Origin of the sequence: Actinomycetospora sp. NBRC 106375, assembly GCF_030269665.1 — a bacterium.
In the GTDB taxonomy this organism is placed as follows: domain Bacteria; phylum Actinomycetota; class Actinomycetes; order Mycobacteriales; family Pseudonocardiaceae; genus Actinomycetospora.
Genome location: NZ_BSTS01000010.1, coordinates 151,526 through 166,752, shown reverse-complemented (window position 1 = coordinate 166,752; position 15,227 = coordinate 151,526). Strand labels below are relative to the sequence as shown.

The window sequence follows — 15,227 nt, the reverse complement described above, 5'->3', positions numbered from 1 at the left end:
CTCCGGCGCGCGGACGCCGTGGATGACGTGCTCCTGATCTCTCTCGTCATTCCGGATCCTGCCTGTCGACGGTCCGGTCGGCGCGTGCGTCCGTGGTGGACCGGCGACGTGAGGTGTGCCGCGATCTCCGGACACGCACGGTCGTGTGGGTGGCGTCCGGAACGCTCATCCCCGACCATCGAACACGTGTTCGACGAGCGGGGTCCGGCGCAGCGCCGCAACGACCGGTCCGGCGCGCTGCAGCGCGACGAGGTCAAGCGTGTCTGGGTCGACCTCGCCGTCGCCTACCCGCGTCCGCCGGACCGGCCGGTGCGGCCGATGCCCGAGGGCGTCGACCTCCAGAGCCGCGTGCCCGGCGAGCTGCTGGGGTGGCGCCGCACGACGACGGGGGAGTGGGTGGGGTGGGTCTGCCTGCCCGTCCGGCGCGGCGAGGAGATCCGTTACGTCTACCAGTACGTCGTGGCGGCGGCGCTGTCCCCACGCGAGGACGTGCCGGACCGCCGGTCACCCTGAGCGCGTGGAAGCATGGTGGGCATGTTCTCGGCCCTCGGTCTCACCACGATCCGCGGCTGCGTCACCGGCTGGGTGATCAGTGCCGTGGTGCTCCTCGCCGGCCTCGCGCTGATCTTCACGGTCAGCCCGGAGATCGGGATCGTCCTCTTCGTCCTCGGGGCGATCGGCTCGGTCGTCGTCACCGTGGCGATGCTGCGGGTCCGGTCGAACGTGCCGCCCAAGCAGCAGTTCTAGGCCCGGGAGACGCACGACGGCCCGGCACCCCGCGTGGGGTACCGGGCCGTCGCAGACCGCTGAGGGCTCAGCAGTTGTAGTACAGCTCGAACTCGTACGGGTGCGGCCGCAGGCGCAGGCCCGTCACGTCGTCGCGCTTGAGCTCGACCCACTTCTCGATGAGGTCGGACGTGAAGACGCCGCCCTCGAGCAGGTAGTCGTGGTCGGCCTCGAGGTTGTTCACCGCGGCGTCCAGGCTGGCCGGGACCTGCGCGATGTTGGCGGCCTCCTCGGGCGGGAGCTCGTAGAGGTCCTTGTCGACCGGCGTCGGCGGCTCGATCTTGTTCCGGATGCCGTCGAGGCCCGCCATCATCATGGCGGCGAAGGCCAGGTACGGGTTGCCCGACGAGTCGGGGCAGCGGAACTCGAGGCGCTTGGCCTTCGGGTTGTCACCGGTGATCGGGATGCGGACGCACGCCGAGCGGTTGCGGTTCGAGTAGACCAGGTTGATCGGGGCCTCGAAGCCGGGCACCAGGCGGTGGTACGAGTTCGCCGTGGCGTTGGTGAACGCGACGAGCGAGGGGGCGTGGTGCAGGATGCCGCCGATGTAGTGGCGGCCCATGTCCGACAGGCCCGCGTAGCCGTTGGCGTCGTAGAACAGCGGCTCGCCGCCCTTGAACAGCGACTGGTGGCAGTGCATGCCCGAGCCGTTGTCGCCCGCGAGCGGCTTCGGCATGAAGGTCACGGTCTTGCCGGCCTGGGCTGCCGTGTTCTTGACGATGTACTTGAACAGCTGCAGGTCGTCCGCGGCGTGCAGCAGCGTGTTGAACTTGTAGTTGATCTCGGCCTGGCCGCCGGTGCCGACCTCGTGGTGCAGCTTCTCGAGCTCGAAGCCGGCGTTGATGAGGTTGGTGCCGATCGCGGCGCGCAGGTCGGAGCTCTGGTCGGTGGGCTCGACCGGGAAGTAGCCGCCCTTGAAGGCGATCTTGTTGCCCTTGTTGCCGCCCGGCTCGTCACGGCCGGCGTTCCAGGCGCCCTCGATCGAGTCGACCTCGTAGAACGTGCCGTTCGGCTTCGAGTCGTAGCGGATCGAGTCGAAGATGTAGAACTCCGCCTCGGGACCGAAGAAGCAGGTGTCCGCGACGTCGACGGTCGAGAGGAACTTCTCGGCCTTACGGGCGACGTTGCGCGGGTCGCGGCTGTAGGCCTCGAGTGTCAGCGGGTCGTGCACGAAGAAGTTGACGTTCAGGGTCTTCTGGGCCCGGAACGGGTCGATGCGCGACGTCGCCACGTCGGGCAGCAGCGTCATGTCCGACTCGTTGATGCTCTGGAACCCGGTGATCGACGAGCCGTCGAAGGCCAGACCGTCGGTGAAGACGCTCTCCTTGAACTCCGACGCCGGCACGGTGAAGTGCTGCATCTGCCCCGGCAGGTCGCAGAAGCGGACGTCGACGTACTTCACCCCCTCGTCGGAGATGTACTTGAAGACCTCGTCCTGATTGTTGAACACCCTCGGTGGCTCCTTCACACGCTTGCCGGGGACGACGGGGGTCGGTGGTCAGCGGGTCGCACCGTACCCACTGATCGGGGGCGTCGACCGTGACCGGTCCGGGTGATCCCGACGCTAGGTCGGTGCTGTTGCTCGGCCGTCACCAGCATGTTTCACAGCAGTTAACGAGCGCTGGGTGCTCGGTCGACGACGCAGCGCCGTCCCGCCCGCCGTCCCGCTCGGCCAGCCGTAGCCTGTCACGGTGTCGTGGTTTCGTGAATGGCTCACCGGCGGCGACGTGCGTCCCACCGCGGGGAACGCCGCTCCGGAGCGTCCCGTCGACACGCGGCGCCCCACCGGCCGCGACGACGACACGGTCCCGGCCTACCCGGGGGAGCGCTTCGGTCTGCCCGAGAGCGGGCCGGGCTCGGTGGCCACGCTCGCGCGCCGCTGCGGGCAGTTCGTCCTCGACGCCGTGCTGGCGGGCCTGCTCGCCGCGATCTTCACCTACCCGGCGCTGCCGCAGAACTGGAGCCTGCTGACCTGGGCGATCATCATGATCGTGCCGGTGGCGGTGGTCGGGACCACCCCGGCCATGGCGCTGCTGGGCCTGCGCGTGGTGCGCCTCGACCGCCCGGGGTCCGCCGGTGTGGGCCTGCTCTGGACGGTGGTGCGCACCTTCTCGGTGTTCTTCGTGATCCCCGCGCTGATCGTCGACCGTGACGCGCGTGGCATCCAGGACCGCGCCAGCCGCACCGTCGTGGTGCGGACCCGGTAGCGGGCCTGCTCAGCGGCCGCCGCGGCGGGCCGTGCGCTGCATGCCCTTCATCTGCTGGGCGTTCTTCGGCACCGGCCCCTTGGGCACGGCCGGGCCGCCGCGGTTGGCGAGCGCCGCGAGCCGCTTCTCGACGGTGTCCATCTGGTCCTTGTCGATGTTGCGCGGCAGCTTGGTGACGTGGCGCTGGAGCTTGGCCAGCGGCACCTGGCCCTCCTCCTCGCCCACGGAGATCTCGTAGATCGGCACCTGCCCGATGATGCGGGAGACGCGCTTCTTCTCCTGGGCGACGAGGCTCTTCGTGCGGTGCGGGGCGCCCTCGGCCACGAGGATCACGCCCGGCCGGCCGATGACGCGGTGCACGGCGTCGAGCTGCGTGGTGCCCGCGACGGCCTGGGTGACGCGCCACTGCCCGCGCATGGTGTCGAGCGCCCAGCCGGCCGCGCCGGGCTGGCCGTTGGCCTTCGCGTAGACGTTCCGCTGCACGCGGCGCCCGAAGATGATCACCGCGAGGAGGACGCCGAGCAGGATGCCGGTGGGCAGCAGGAACCACTGCTGGCCGATGAGCAGGCCGATGCCGAACAGCACGGCCGCCGTGACGACGACCGCGCCGATCATCAGCGGCAGGAGGGCCTTGTCCTCCTTGCGCTGCATCTGGAACGCCTGCCAGATCTGGCTGAACCGCTCCTTGCGCGCCGCCCGCGCCGCCTGCTTCGCGGCCTTCTTCTCTTCCTTGCTCGCCGCGCCGGAGCCCTGCTTCGCCATGCGTCCCATTCTGCCCTACGGGGGCATGACGTCAGCCGTGCGTGCGGCCCGTGCGGGCCAGCACCTCGCCGACCTCCTGGCGGGCCGGGCCCTCCTCGGCGAGCTCCGCCATGCCCGCGGGCAGCTCCTCGCCGCGGGCGAGCTTGGCCTGCGCGTAGAGCCGGCCGGCGCGGTACGAGGAGCGCACCAGCGGGCCGGCCATGACGCCGGGGAAACCCATGGCGAGCGCCGCGTCGCGGTGCTCGACGAACTCCTCGGGCTTGACCCACCGCTCCACGGGGTGGTGGCGCAGGCTCGGGCGCAGGTACTGCGTGAGCGTCAGCAGCTCGCAGCCGGCGTCGACCAGGTCCTGCATCGCCGCGGTGACCTCCTCGGGGGTCTCGCCCATGCCGAGGATGAGGTTCGACTTGGTGACGAGACCGGCCGCGCGAGCCTTCCGGATCACGTCGAGGGACCGCTCGTAGCGGAACCCCGGACGGATGCGGCGGAAGATGCGCGGCACGGTCTCGAGGTTGTGCGCGAGCACCTCGGGGGCGGCGTCGAACACCGGCCCGAGCTGCTCGTCACGCCCGTCGAAGTCGGGGATGAGCAGCTCCACACCGGTGCCCGGGTTGAGCTCGTGGACCTGGCGCACGGTCTCGGCGTACAGCCACGCGCCGCCGTCGTCGAGGTCGTCGCGCGCGACGCCGGTGATCGTCGAGTAGCGCAGGCCCATCTGCCGGACCGACTCGGCGACCTTCCGCGGCTCCATCGTGTCCAGCGGCGAGGGCTTGCCCGTGTCGATCTGGCAGAAGTCGCACCGGCGGGTGCACTGCTCGCCGCCGATGAGGAAGGTGGCCTCGCGGTCCTCCCAGCACTCGAAGATGTTCGGGCAGCCGGCCTCCTCGCACACGGTGGCGAGACCGGCGCCCTTCACCAGGCCCTTGAGCTCGGTGAAGTTGGGTCCGGTGGCCACGCGCGTCCGGATCCACTCCGGCTTGCGCTCGATGGGCGTCTGGGAGTTGCGGACCTCGAGCCGCAACATCTTCCGCGGGCTCGACGGATCTTGGCTGGGAGCGACCGTCACGCGCCCGACCCTACGCCGCACGTCCCAACGCGTCGGCCGGATGTGGCCCCGGGGACGGTTCGGAGGGTGACGGAGTGACTACCCTGATCGTGTGGACCTTCGGATCTTCACCGAGCCGCAGCAGGGCGCCGCCTACGACGACCTGCTCCGCGTGGCACGGGCGTCCGAGGACGCGGGCTTCGACGCGTTCTTCCGGTCCGACCACTACCTCGCCATGGGCGACGCCAACGGCCTGCCGGGCCCGACCGACGCGTGGGTCACCCTGGCGGGGCTGGCGCGTGAGACGAGCACCATCCGGCTCGGCACGCTCATGACGGCCGCCACGTTCCGGTTGCCGGGCCCGCTGGGCGTCATGGTCGCGCAGGTCGACCAGATGTCCGGCGGACGCGTGGAGCTCGGGCTCGGCACCGGCTGGTACGAGGCCGAGCACCGCGCCTACGGCATCCCCTTCCCGCCGCTCGCGCAGCGCTTCTCGATGCTCGCCGAGCAGCTGGAGATCCTCACCGGTTCCTGGCGCACGCCCGTGGGCGTCACGTACTCCCACGAGGGCGAGCACTACCGCTTCTCCGAGAGCCCCGGGCTCCCGAAGCCGATCCAGACCCCGCACCCGCCGATCGTCGTCGGCGGCAACGGGCCCCGCCGGACCCCGGCGCTCGCCGCCGCCTACGGCACCGAGTTCAACATGCCCTTCGCCGGCGTCGACGACCTCGCCGCCGGCCGGGAGCGCGCCGACGACGCCTGCCGCGCGCTGGGCCGCGACCCGGCGACCCTGGGCCGCTCCACCGCCCAGGTCGTGTGCGCGGGCCGCGACGAGGCCGAGGTCGCCCGCCGCGCCGACGCCATCGGGCGCGACCCGGGGGAGCTGCGCAAGAGCGGGCTCGCGGGCACCCCGGCCGAGATCGTCGACAAGATCGGCACCTTCGCCGCCCGCGCCGGACTGCAGCGCATCTACCTGCAGGTGCTCGACCTCTCCGACCTCGACCACCTCGACCTCGTCGCCTCGGAGATCGCTCGCCAGGTCTGAGGACGTGTCAGCGAAGTGCCGTCACAGACGCTCAGCGTCCGTATCGGTACTTCGATCACCGCGAGGTCGCGGCGTCGTGGAAGCGTTCGAGCTCGCGGCGCGTGTCCGGCCCGCACGGCTGGAAGACGATCTCGGTGACGCCCGCGCCGGCGAGCGCGTCGATCTTGGCGCGGACCTCGCTGCGCGTGCCGGACAGGGTCGCGTCGCGCAGCATCGCGTGCCCGCCCGCGTCCCAGGCCGCGCGGTCGGCGTCGTTGAGCTCGACGCAGTGCCCGGCGTGGACCGCGAGGTGCTGCCGTTCGGGCGGTGACTTCTCGACGACGCCCATCCACTCCGGCCCGCCCGTCAGCTCGCGCGCCGCGTCGGCCCCGCCGAACTCGTAGGCGCCGTGGTACGCGAGCGCCCAACCCGGGCCCGCCGTGACCTTCGCGTGGTCGGAGTCCTGGGGCTCGTCGTCGTCGAGGACGGTGCCCCACGCGAGGTAGGGCACCCAGGAGTACGCCGACATGAACTCCGGCTGCGCGAGCGTGACGAACAGCCCGTCGCCCAGCTCGCGCGCCACCGCGTCGCCCTTCGGCCCGAGGGCGCCGACGAGCACGGGCACGTCGACGGGACGGGCCGGGGCGTGGCCGTCGGGGTGCAGCATCTGCATCGACGCGCCCTCCCACTCGACCACCTCGCCACGCAGCAGCCCGCGGTAGGCGCGGATGTAGGCGTCCATGAACGACCACGGGATCGCCCGGTAGCCCATCGCGCGGCGGCCCGTGAAGCCGGTGCCGAACGCGACGGCGACGCGTCCTGGCGCGAGAGCGGCGAGGGTCGCGGTGGCCGCGGCGTTCGTCATGGGGTGGCGCAGGGTCGGCACGAGGACGCCGGGACCCAGCCCGATCCGCTCGGTGCGCTCGGCGGCGAGAGCGAGCGTCATCCACACGTCCGGGCTCTGCTGGGGCGTGTCGTACACCCACGCCCGCGCGTAGCCGAGCTCCTCGGCCAGCGCGATGTCGTCCGGCGAGCTCAGGGCGGTCGGGAAAGCGACGGACACGTCCACGGCGACTCCTCCGGCGGCAGCGTGTGACCGACCGCACACTCGCGGTGCCGTGGACGTCGTGTCAAGACGGTCCGGGCTGCGCCGAGCCCGGTCCCTCCCGGTTACTGGCCGGTATCCCTCGCTGGGCGAGCGATACCAGCCAGGAGGCGGCCCCCGCGGACCGCGCGCGCTCGGGCGGACGTCAGCGCGCGGCGCCGACCCGCACGGTGAGGCCGCCGACGGTGACGTCCTGCGCCCCGTCGGGGGCGACGGGCAGCGTCCGGTCGGTGATCTCCAGCGTGCCGTCGAGCGCCGCGAGCACCGCGTCGCGGGTCGCGTCCCGGACCTCCTCGACACCCACGCGGCGGCCGAGCTCGGCGGTGAGGCTGGTGACGCCCGCGTCGCGGATGCCGCAGGGCACGATGGCGCCGAAGCCGGCGAGGTCGGGCTGGGCGTTGAGGGCGAACCCGTGCAGCGTGACGCCGCGGGCGACGCGCACGCCGATCGCGGCGATCTTGCGGGCGGGACCGCGGTCGTCGGCGGGCAGCCAGACGCCGCTGCGGCCGTCGATGCGCCCGACGTCCAGGCCGTAGGAGTCGCACACGGCGATCAGCGCCTGCTCGAGGCGCCGGACGTGCTCGACGACGTCGACGGGCTCGGCGAGCCGGATGATCGGGTAGCCGACGAGCTGGCCCGGGCCGTGCCAGGTGATCTTGCCGCCGCGATCGACGTCGATCACCGGGGTGCCGTCGACGGGCCGTTCCTCGGGCAGCGTGCGGCGCCCGGCGGTGTAGACCGAGGGGTGCTCGAGCAGCATCAGCACGTCGGGGCCCGTGCCGGCGACCCGCGCGTCGGCGTGGGCGCGCTGCTGGTCCCAGGCCTCGAGGTAGTCGACGGTGCCGAGCTCGTGCACCCGGACGGGCTCGGCGGCGGCACGGCTGGAGCGGCTCACGACGCCGACGCTACCCCGCTCCCGAGACGGCGCAGGGCCTCCTGTGCCGTACGCCGCCCGCTGACCAGCGCGCCCTGCACCGACGGGGTGTCGCGGTGGTCGCCGGCGACGAACAGGCCGTCGCCGAGGTCCACGGGCCGGCGCAGACCCTCGGGGGTCGGCGGCGTGGTCGCGGGCAGCGCGCGGGGAACGCGGACCGTCGCCAGCTCGTCCCACGCACCCACCGGCGTGCCCCATAGCCGCGCGAGCTCGCGGCGCAGCTCGGACTCGGGCAGCGGGTCGGGGCCGAGGACCGTGCTCGCGACGAGGTGGCGGTGATCGGGGGAGTACGAGGGCGCCGCCGCGGTCAGCACCATCGTGTTGACGACCGGGCCGCCGGCGCCGTCGAGGTGCAGCAGCGCCTGGCGCGTCGGCGGCTCGTCGGCGACGTGGACGTGCGTGGTCAGCGCGAACGTCCGCGGCGTCGGGAGGCGGCCGGGCAGGAGCGCCGCGGCGTCCGTGCCCTCCGTCGCGACGATCACGGCGCCGGCGCGGACCCGGCCGCGCGGGGTCTCGACCAGACCGGGCGCCACCCGCTCGACCGGGGTGTCGGTGAGCACGGTCCCGGCGGGCAGCCGCGCCGCGAGCTGGGCCGGGACGGCACCGATGCCCCGCGAGGGCAGCGTGAGGTCGCCGCGCGCGAAGCTGCGCCAGAACAGCGAGAACACCCGCGACGACGTCTCCAGGTCGCGGTCGCCCAGCACGCCGGCGAGGAACGGTCGCAGGAACGCCTCGGTCGGCGTCCCGCCGAGCCCCCAGTGCGCCAGCTCCTCGGCCGTCGTGCGTTCGGGGGCCCGCGCCTGCCGCGCGGGCGGGACGACCAGGGAACGCAGGGAGAGCGCGGCGATCCGGGCCTTCGCCCCCGCACCGAGCAGGCGGTCGGCCGCGGTGCGCGGCGCCCAGGACGGCACGCGGCGGGGATCGGCCAGGCGGTGCAGCCGCCCGTCGGTGTCACGGACGGCAGCACCGGGCACGAAGCGGCGCAGGTCGAGCGCATCCAGGTCGATCTCGCTGCGCAGCGCCGGGTACGACGTGTTGAGGATCTGGAACCCGCGGTCGACGAGGAACCCGTCGACGACGTCGGTGCGCACCCGCCCGCCGACACCGTCGCCGACCTCGCAGACGATCACCGAACGCCCGGCGCGGGCGACCGTCCGAGCCGCGCGCAGACCCGCGAGCCCGGCGCCGACCACGACGACGTCGACGGCGTCGGGGAGGGACGCGCTGCTCATCCGTCGAGCACCGCGGCCAGGGCCTCGGAGAGCGTGGCGTGGCGGAAGGTGAAGCCCTCGCGCTCGAGCACCCCGGGCATGACGCGCTGGCTGACGAGCACGCCCTCGTCGGCGAACTGCCCGAGCACCGTGCGCATGGCGAACCCGGGCACGACCCACGGCGCGGGGCGGTGCATCTGCGCGGCCAGCACGCGGGTGAACTCGTCGTTGCTCACCGGGTCCGGCCCGGTGGCGTTCATCGGTCCTGACACGGTGTCGTGCTCGAGCGCGTGGACGATCGCGCCCACCTCGTCGTCGAGGGAGATCCACGGCCAGAACTGGGAGCCCGACCCCAGCCGCCCGCCGAGCCCGAACTGGAACAGCGGCTTGATCCGCCCCATCAGCCCGCCGGAGGGGGAGAGCACCAGGCCGGTGCGCACCAGCACGACGCGTGCCCCGCCCTCGGAGGCCGGCGCGGTGGCGTTCTCCCAGTCGCGGCACAGGTCCGCGAGGAAGCCGGTGCCCCGGCGGGCGGTCTCGTCGACGGCCATGGCGCCGGTGTCGCCGTACCAGCCGACCGCCGAGCCGCTGACCATCGTCGGGATCCCGTGCTCCACCACCGCGCGGGCGAGCACGTCGGTCGGGATCATGCGGCTGTCGCGCAGCTCCTGCTTGCGCGCGCCGGTCCATCGCTGGTCGCCGATCCCTGCGCCGCAGAGGTTCACCACCGCGTCCGCGCCCTCCAGGGCACCCGGCGCGAGGTGGCCGGCCGCGGGGTCCCAGCCGCGCTCGTCGGGGGCCTGGGGTGTGCGCCGCACGAGACGCACGACCTCGTGGCCGCTCTCGCGCAGACGCGGGACCAGGGCGGTGCCGATGAGCCCGGAGGACCCGGCGATGACGACGCGCATGGGGTGATCGTCGCGGAGTGTCCGGGCCGCCGCGACCCGGGGTGGCGGACGGGGCCGAGCGACGGCGGCGGGGCGAGAGACGAATGAACGGCGCTCTCGCTGCTACCGAAGCAGCGAGAGCGCCGTTCGTTCCGCGAGGTGGGCGGCGTGCGGCCCAGCCGCGTCGCCCGTGCGCGCTACAGGCCCAGCTCGCCCTCGAAGGCGCCGCCCTCGAGGCGGTCCTTGATCGTCGTCAGGAACCGCGCCGCGTCGGCACCGTCGACGATGCGGTGGTCGTACGACAGGCACAGGTAGGCCATCGAGCGCACGGCGATCACGTCGCCGCCCGAGTCGTCCTGGAGCACGACGGGCTTCTTCACGACCGCGCCGGTCCCGAGGATGCCGACCTGGGGCTGGTTGATGATCGGCGTGTCGATCAACGCACCGCGCGAGCCGGTGTTCGTGATCGTGAACGTGCCGCCCGAGAGCTCGTCCGGCGTGATCTTGTTCGCCCGGGTGCGCTCGGCGACGTCCGCGATCTTGCGGGCGAGCCCGGCGAGGTTGAGGTCCCCGGCGTCGTGGACGACGGGCACGATCAGCCCGGCCGGCGAGTCGACGGCGATGCCGAGGTGCTCGGCGCCGTGGTAGGTGACCTCGCCCTTCTCGGTGTCGATCATCGCGTTGACCGAGGGGTGGGCCTTGAGGGCCTCGACGGTCGCGAGCGCCATGAACGGCAGGAACGAGAGCTTCACGCCCTCGCGGGCCTGGAAGTCGGCCTTCGCCCGGTCGCGCAGACGCGCGATCCGGGTGACGTCGGCCTCGACGACCGTCGTGAGCTGCGCGGAGACCTGCAGCGACTCCACCATGCGCTTGGCGATCGTGGCCCGGCGCCGGGAGAGCTTCTGCGTGGTGCCGCGCAGGCCCGAGGTGTCCGGCGCCGGAGCGCCCGACGAGCCGCGCGAGCCCGAGGCCGACGGCTTCTGCACCTCGCCGGCGTGCACCGCGCCACCGCCCGACCCGCCCGAGGCGGTCGCCTGCGCCGGGGCGTCGTCCGCCGGGGCGGCCGCGCTCCGGTCCTGCTCGTCGGCGGCCTTGACGACGTCCTGCTTGCGGATGCGGCCGCCGACCCCGGTGCCGGACAGCGTCGACAGGTCGACCCCGCGCTCGGCGGCCAGCTTGCGCACCAGCGGCGTGACGTACGGCGAGCCGGACTCGGTGGGCGCCGACGCGCCGTTGCCCTGCGAGGAGTCCCGGGGCCGGGTCGCGCCGGCGTTGGCGGGACCGCTCGCGGTCGTCGGCTGCTCGGTCTCGTGGGAGACGTAGTCGTCGGCGCCGGACGCGGCCACGGCCTGCTGCGGCTCGGGCTGCGAGGGCTGGGACGGCTGGGACGGCTGTTCGGTCTGCTGCGCGGCCGGCTCCTGCGCCGGGGCGGGGGCCTGCTGCTCCTGCGCCGGCGCCGCGGCACCTCCACCCGAGGCCTGCGACGCGTCGCCGATGACCGCCAGCGCACCGCCGACCTCGACCGTGTCGTCCTCGCCGGCCTTGAGCTCGAGGACCGTGCCGGCGACCGGCGAGGGGATCTCGGTGTCGACCTTGTCGGTGGAGACCTCGAGCAGCGGCTCGTCGACGTCGACGGAGTCGCCGACCGCCTTGAGCCAGCGCGTCACCGTGCCCTCGGTGACCGACTCGCCCAGCGCCGGCATCTCGACGGTCGTCCCGCCGGACGAGCCCCCCGAGGACGACCCGCCCGACGAGGACGACGACGCCGCCGCGGGCTCCGGGTCGGACTGCTGCGGGGCCGGCTCCGGCTCCGGTTCGGGCTCGGGCGCCGGCTCGGGCTGCGACGACTCCGCGGGCTGCGCGGCGCCACCGCCGTCACCCCCGGACGACCCGGCGGATTCGCCCTCGTCGCCGATCACGGCGAGGTCGCCGCCGACCTCGACGGTGTCGTCCTCCTGCGCCACGATCCGCTGCAGCACGCCCGCCTGGGGCGAGGGGATCTCGGTGTCGACCTTGTCGGTCGAGACCTCGAGCAACGGCTCGTCGACGTCGACGTGGTCGCCCTCCTGCTTGAGCCACCGCGTGACCGTGCCCTCGGTGACGCTCTCCCCGAGAGCAGGCATCTGGACGGTGTAGGCCATCGTGCTCGTACTCCTCGTCGCTCGGTCTCGGGGGTCAGCTGTGGCTGTGCAGGGGCTTGCCGGCGAGCGCGAGGTGCGCCTCCCCGAGAGCCTCGTTCTGCGTGGGGTGGGCGTGGATGAGGGTGGCGACGTCGGTGGGCAGCGCCTCCCAGTTGTAGATCAACTGGGCCTCGCCGACCTGCTCGCCCATCCGCGAGCCGATCATGTGGACGCCGACCACCGGGTCGTCGTCGGCGGTGCCGCCCTTGACGAGCTTGACCGCCCCGGCGGTCTTGAGGATCTGCGACTTGCCGTTGCCGGCGAGGTCGTAGGTCATCGTCTTCACCTCGCCGTACAGCTCCTTGGCCTGCGCCTCGGTGAGTCCGACCGACGCGACCTCCGGCTCGCAGTACGTGACGCGCGGGATGCCCTTCTCGTCGATGACCGGCGGGTTCAGCCCGGCGATCTCCTCGGCGACGAAGATGCCCTGCTGGAAGCCGCGGTGGGCCAGCTGCAGGCCGGGCACGATGTCGCCGACCGCGTAGATGTTGGCGACGCCGGTGTGCAGGCGGTCGTTCGTCGGGACGAAGCCGCGGTCGAGGGTGACCCCGTTCTCCTCGTAGCCGAGGTCGGCGGTGTTCGGCCCGCGGCCGACGGCGACCAGCAGCAGGTCGGCCTCGATCTCCTCGCCGTTCTCCAGTGAGATCGTCACCGAGTCGGCGGTCTGGGAGACGCCGGTGAACTTCGTGCCGGTCTTGAACGCGATCTTGCGCTTGCGGAACTGGCGCTCGAGCTGCTTGGAGAGGAACTCGTCCTCGTTGGGCACGAGGTTCGGCAGCGCCTCGACGATGGTGACCTCGGAGCCGAAGCTTTTCCAGACGCTGGCGAACTCGACACCGATCACGCCGCCGCCGAGCACGACCACGCGCTCGGGGACGTCGTCGAGGTTGATCGCCTCGGTGGAGGTCAGCACCCGGCCGCCGAGCTCGAGGCCCGGCAGCGTCTTCGAGTAGGAGCCGGAGGCCAGGACGATGTTGCGGCCCTGGTAGCGCTGCCCGTCGACCTCGACGGTGTCCTGGCCGACGAGCTTGCCCGCGCCCTCGATCAGCGTGACCTTGTTCGCCTTCACCAGGCCCTGCAGGCCCTTGTAGAGGCGGGAGACGACGTTGTCCTTGTAGGAGTTGACGCCGCTCATGTCGATGCCCGACAGCGAGCTCTTCACGCCGAACTGCTCGCCCTCGCGCGCCGAGTCGGCCACCTCGGCGGCGTGCAGCAGCGCCTTGGTGGGGATGCAGCCGCGGTGCAGGCAGGTGCCGCCGACCTTGTCCTTCTCCACCAGCGCGACCGACAGGCCGAGCTCGGCGGCCCGGAAGGCGCAGGCGTAACCGCCCGACCCCGCTCCGAGGATGATGACGTCGTACGTGTCGCTCACTGCTGCTTCTCCCGCGTCGGCGTGTGGCGTGCGGTGCCTTCGACCCGGTGCTGTGGCGCCGGTGAGGCGATGTCGGGACTCATCCTTCCACCTCGCCCCGGCCGCCGTCGGTGCCGATCAGCCGTGGTGCGCGATGTCATCCAGCACCGCCGCGATCGTCCGTACGGGGACGCCCGTGCCGCCCTTGGGCGTGTAGCCGTGCGGGCCGCCGGTGTTGAACGCCGGGCCCGCGATGTCGAGGTGCACCCAGGGCACGCCGTCGGCGACGAACTCCCGCAGGAAGATCCCGCCGACCAGCATCCCGCCGAAACGGTGGTTGGTGACGTTGGCCAGGTCCGCCACCCGGGAGTCGAGGTCGCCCCTCAGCTCCTCGGCCAGCGGCATCGCCCAGCCGCCGTCCCCGGCCGCGACGGCCCGGGCGGCCACGCGGTCGCGGAACGCGTCGGTGCCCATGACGCCCGGGGTCCGCGACCCCAGCGCCACGAGCTGCGCACCCGTGAGCGTCGAGGTCTCGAGCAGGTAGTCCGGCGCGTCCTCGCAGGCGCGGGCGATCGCGTCGCCGAGGACGAGCCGGCCCTCGGCGTCGGTGTTGAGCACCTCGACCGTCGTCCCGCCGTACATCGTCAGCACGTCGCCCGGTCGGTACGCGGTGCCCGACGGCATGTTCTCGGCCATCGGCACCGTCGCGACGACCTCGACGTCCAGGCCCAGCTCGGCGGCCAGGCAGGTGGCGGCGACGACGCCCGCGGCCCCGGACATGTCCGAGGTCATGTGGTCCATGTTCGCGGCCGGCTTGATCGAGATGCCGCCGGTGTCGAACGTGATGCCCTTGCCGACGAGGGCGATCTTCTTGACCGGGTTCGCGGGCCGGTAGGTGAGGCGCACCAGGCGCGGCGGCCGTGACGACCCCCCGCCGACCCCGAGGACACCGCCGTAGCCGTGCTCGGCCAGCTGGAACTCGTCGAGGATCTCCACGGACACCCCGGCGCCCTCGGCCAGCGTCCGCGCCCGCTCGGCGAACGCGTCGGGGTAGAGGTCGTTGGGCGGGGTGTTGACGAGGTCGCGCGCGGCGGCGACCCAGCGGGCGACGGCCGTCGCCCGGGTGAGCTCGGAGGTGTCGCCGGGCTCCTGGTGGGCGCCGTGGGAGCCGTGGGCGCTCACCAGCCCGACCCGGGCGAGCTCGGTCGGCGCCGTCGACGGGGTCTTCTTGTAGGCGGTGAAGCCGTAGTCGCCCAGCAGCGTGCCCTCGACCGCGGCCGCGAGGTCGAGCGTCGAGAGGGTGGTGACGACGTGCGTGGCGTGCCCGTGCAGGGCGCGCGCCGCGGCGCCGGCCGCCCGCCGGACCTGCTCGGCCAGGTCGGGCGCCTCGCCCGCGCCGGCGTCGGCCGCGGGCTCCGGTCCGAGTCCCACCGCCAGCACCACCGGGACGCCCAGGGCGCCGCGCGTGGGGACGCGCGTCACCTCCTCGGCCTTGCCGGTGCCGCCGAGCAGGGCGACGAGCCCGGGCAGCTCGCCGGCGAGCTCGCCGAGGGCCGCCGTGCCGCCGACGACGACGGGGTCCGCACCGTCCTGACCAGGGCGGACGCCCACGACGAGCGCGTCGGCGCCCGTCAGGGCGTCCGCGCCCGGCTCGGCGCCGAGGAGCTCCAGGTGGGGGGTGCTGCTCACGTCGTGCCTCTCCTTCGCGCGGTGTCGATCACATGCTAGGACCGCG

Annotated in this window: 14 protein-coding genes; 4 read left to right on the top strand and 10 right to left on the bottom strand. The window is 73.2% G+C overall.

Annotated elements, in window-relative coordinates; translation table 11 throughout:
• The first annotated feature begins 186 nt into the window (after positions 1 to 186).
• The gene (locus tag QSK03_RS18165; protein ID WP_285654728.1) at positions 187 to 513 is read left to right on the top strand and encodes a hypothetical protein; all 327 of its coding nucleotides are present in this window, start codon (positions 187 to 189) and stop codon (positions 511 to 513) included.
• Between the two features lie 21 nt (positions 514 to 534).
• Positions 535 to 747 carry a hypothetical protein gene (locus tag QSK03_RS18160; protein WP_285654725.1) on the top strand — a complete coding sequence of 71 codons (213 nt, stop codon included), beginning with the start codon at positions 535 to 537 and terminating at the stop codon, positions 745 to 747.
• 67 nt (positions 748 to 814) lie between these two features.
• Here QSK03_RS18160 and glnA read toward each other — a convergent pair whose 3' ends face one another.
• Entirely contained in the window at positions 815 to 2,236 is a 1,422-nt protein-coding gene (gene glnA, locus QSK03_RS18155; RefSeq protein ID WP_285654722.1) for a type I glutamate--ammonia ligase, read from the bottom strand.
• Between the two features lie 241 nt (positions 2,237 to 2,477).
• On the opposite strand from glnA, the gene QSK03_RS18150 reads away from it, so the two are divergent.
• Positions 2,478 to 2,993, top strand: coding sequence for an RDD family protein (locus QSK03_RS18150; RefSeq protein WP_285654719.1), 516 nt, complete (start codon positions 2,478 to 2,480; stop codon positions 2,991 to 2,993).
• 9 nt (positions 2,994 to 3,002) lie between these two features.
• Here the strand turns inward: QSK03_RS18150 and QSK03_RS18145 are convergent, their stop codons facing one another.
• Together QSK03_RS18145 and lipA are read right to left on the bottom strand one after the other, a co-directional pair.
• Complete coding sequence (locus QSK03_RS18145) at positions 3,003 to 3,755, bottom strand: DUF4191 domain-containing protein (RefSeq protein WP_285654717.1); 753 nt, start codon at positions 3,753 to 3,755, stop codon at positions 3,003 to 3,005.
• Positions 3,756 to 3,786: 31 nt separating this feature from the next.
• The gene (gene lipA, locus QSK03_RS18140) at positions 3,787 to 4,779 is read right to left on the bottom strand and encodes a lipoyl synthase (protein WP_285655054.1); all 993 of its coding nucleotides are present in this window, start codon (positions 4,777 to 4,779) and stop codon (positions 3,787 to 3,789) included.
• Between the two features lie 133 nt (positions 4,780 to 4,912).
• Here lipA and QSK03_RS18135 point away from each other — a divergent pair, with 133 nt between their 5' ends.
• Positions 4,913 to 5,845 (top strand): LLM class F420-dependent oxidoreductase, encoded by a 933-nt coding sequence (locus tag QSK03_RS18135; protein ID WP_285654716.1) that lies wholly within the window; start codon positions 4,913 to 4,915, stop codon positions 5,843 to 5,845.
• 55 nt (positions 5,846 to 5,900) lie between these two features.
• Here QSK03_RS18135 and QSK03_RS18130 read toward each other — a convergent pair whose 3' ends face one another.
• The 7 genes from QSK03_RS18130 to QSK03_RS18100 all read right to left on the bottom strand — a co-directional run bounded on the left by QSK03_RS18130 (position 5,901) and on the right by QSK03_RS18100 (position 15,181).
• Positions 5,901 to 6,893 (bottom strand): LLM class flavin-dependent oxidoreductase, encoded by a 993-nt coding sequence (locus QSK03_RS18130; protein ID WP_285654714.1) that lies wholly within the window; start codon positions 6,891 to 6,893, stop codon positions 5,901 to 5,903.
• Between the two features lie 181 nt (positions 6,894 to 7,074).
• The gene (gene lipB, locus QSK03_RS18125) at positions 7,075 to 7,824 is read right to left on the bottom strand and encodes a lipoyl(octanoyl) transferase LipB (protein WP_285654712.1); all 750 of its coding nucleotides are present in this window, start codon (positions 7,822 to 7,824) and stop codon (positions 7,075 to 7,077) included.
• On the bottom strand, positions 7,821 to 9,095 hold the full coding sequence (locus tag QSK03_RS18120) for an NAD(P)/FAD-dependent oxidoreductase (RefSeq protein WP_285654710.1): 1,275 nt from the start codon (positions 9,093 to 9,095) through the stop codon (positions 7,821 to 7,823). Before QSK03_RS18120 ends, lipB begins: the two co-directional genes overlap by 4 nt.
• Complete coding sequence (locus QSK03_RS18115) at positions 9,092 to 9,982, bottom strand: TIGR01777 family oxidoreductase (RefSeq protein WP_285654707.1); 891 nt, start codon at positions 9,980 to 9,982, stop codon at positions 9,092 to 9,094. The genes QSK03_RS18120 and QSK03_RS18115 overlap by 4 nt, the downstream gene beginning before the upstream one ends.
• Positions 9,983 to 10,158: 176 nt before the next feature.
• On the bottom strand, positions 10,159 to 12,102 hold the full coding sequence (sucB, locus tag QSK03_RS18110) for a 2-oxoglutarate dehydrogenase, E2 component, dihydrolipoamide succinyltransferase (protein WP_285654704.1): 1,944 nt from the start codon (positions 12,100 to 12,102) through the stop codon (positions 10,159 to 10,161).
• A 34-nt stretch (positions 12,103 to 12,136) separates the two neighbouring features.
• The gene (gene lpdA / locus QSK03_RS18105; RefSeq protein ID WP_285654701.1) at positions 12,137 to 13,513 is read right to left on the bottom strand and encodes a dihydrolipoyl dehydrogenase; all 1,377 of its coding nucleotides are present in this window, start codon (positions 13,511 to 13,513) and stop codon (positions 12,137 to 12,139) included.
• A gap of 117 nt (positions 13,514 to 13,630) precedes the next feature.
• On the bottom strand, positions 13,631 to 15,181 hold the full coding sequence (locus QSK03_RS18100) for a leucyl aminopeptidase (protein WP_285654699.1): 1,551 nt from the start codon (positions 15,179 to 15,181) through the stop codon (positions 13,631 to 13,633).
• Positions 15,182 to 15,227 lie beyond the last annotated feature (46 nt).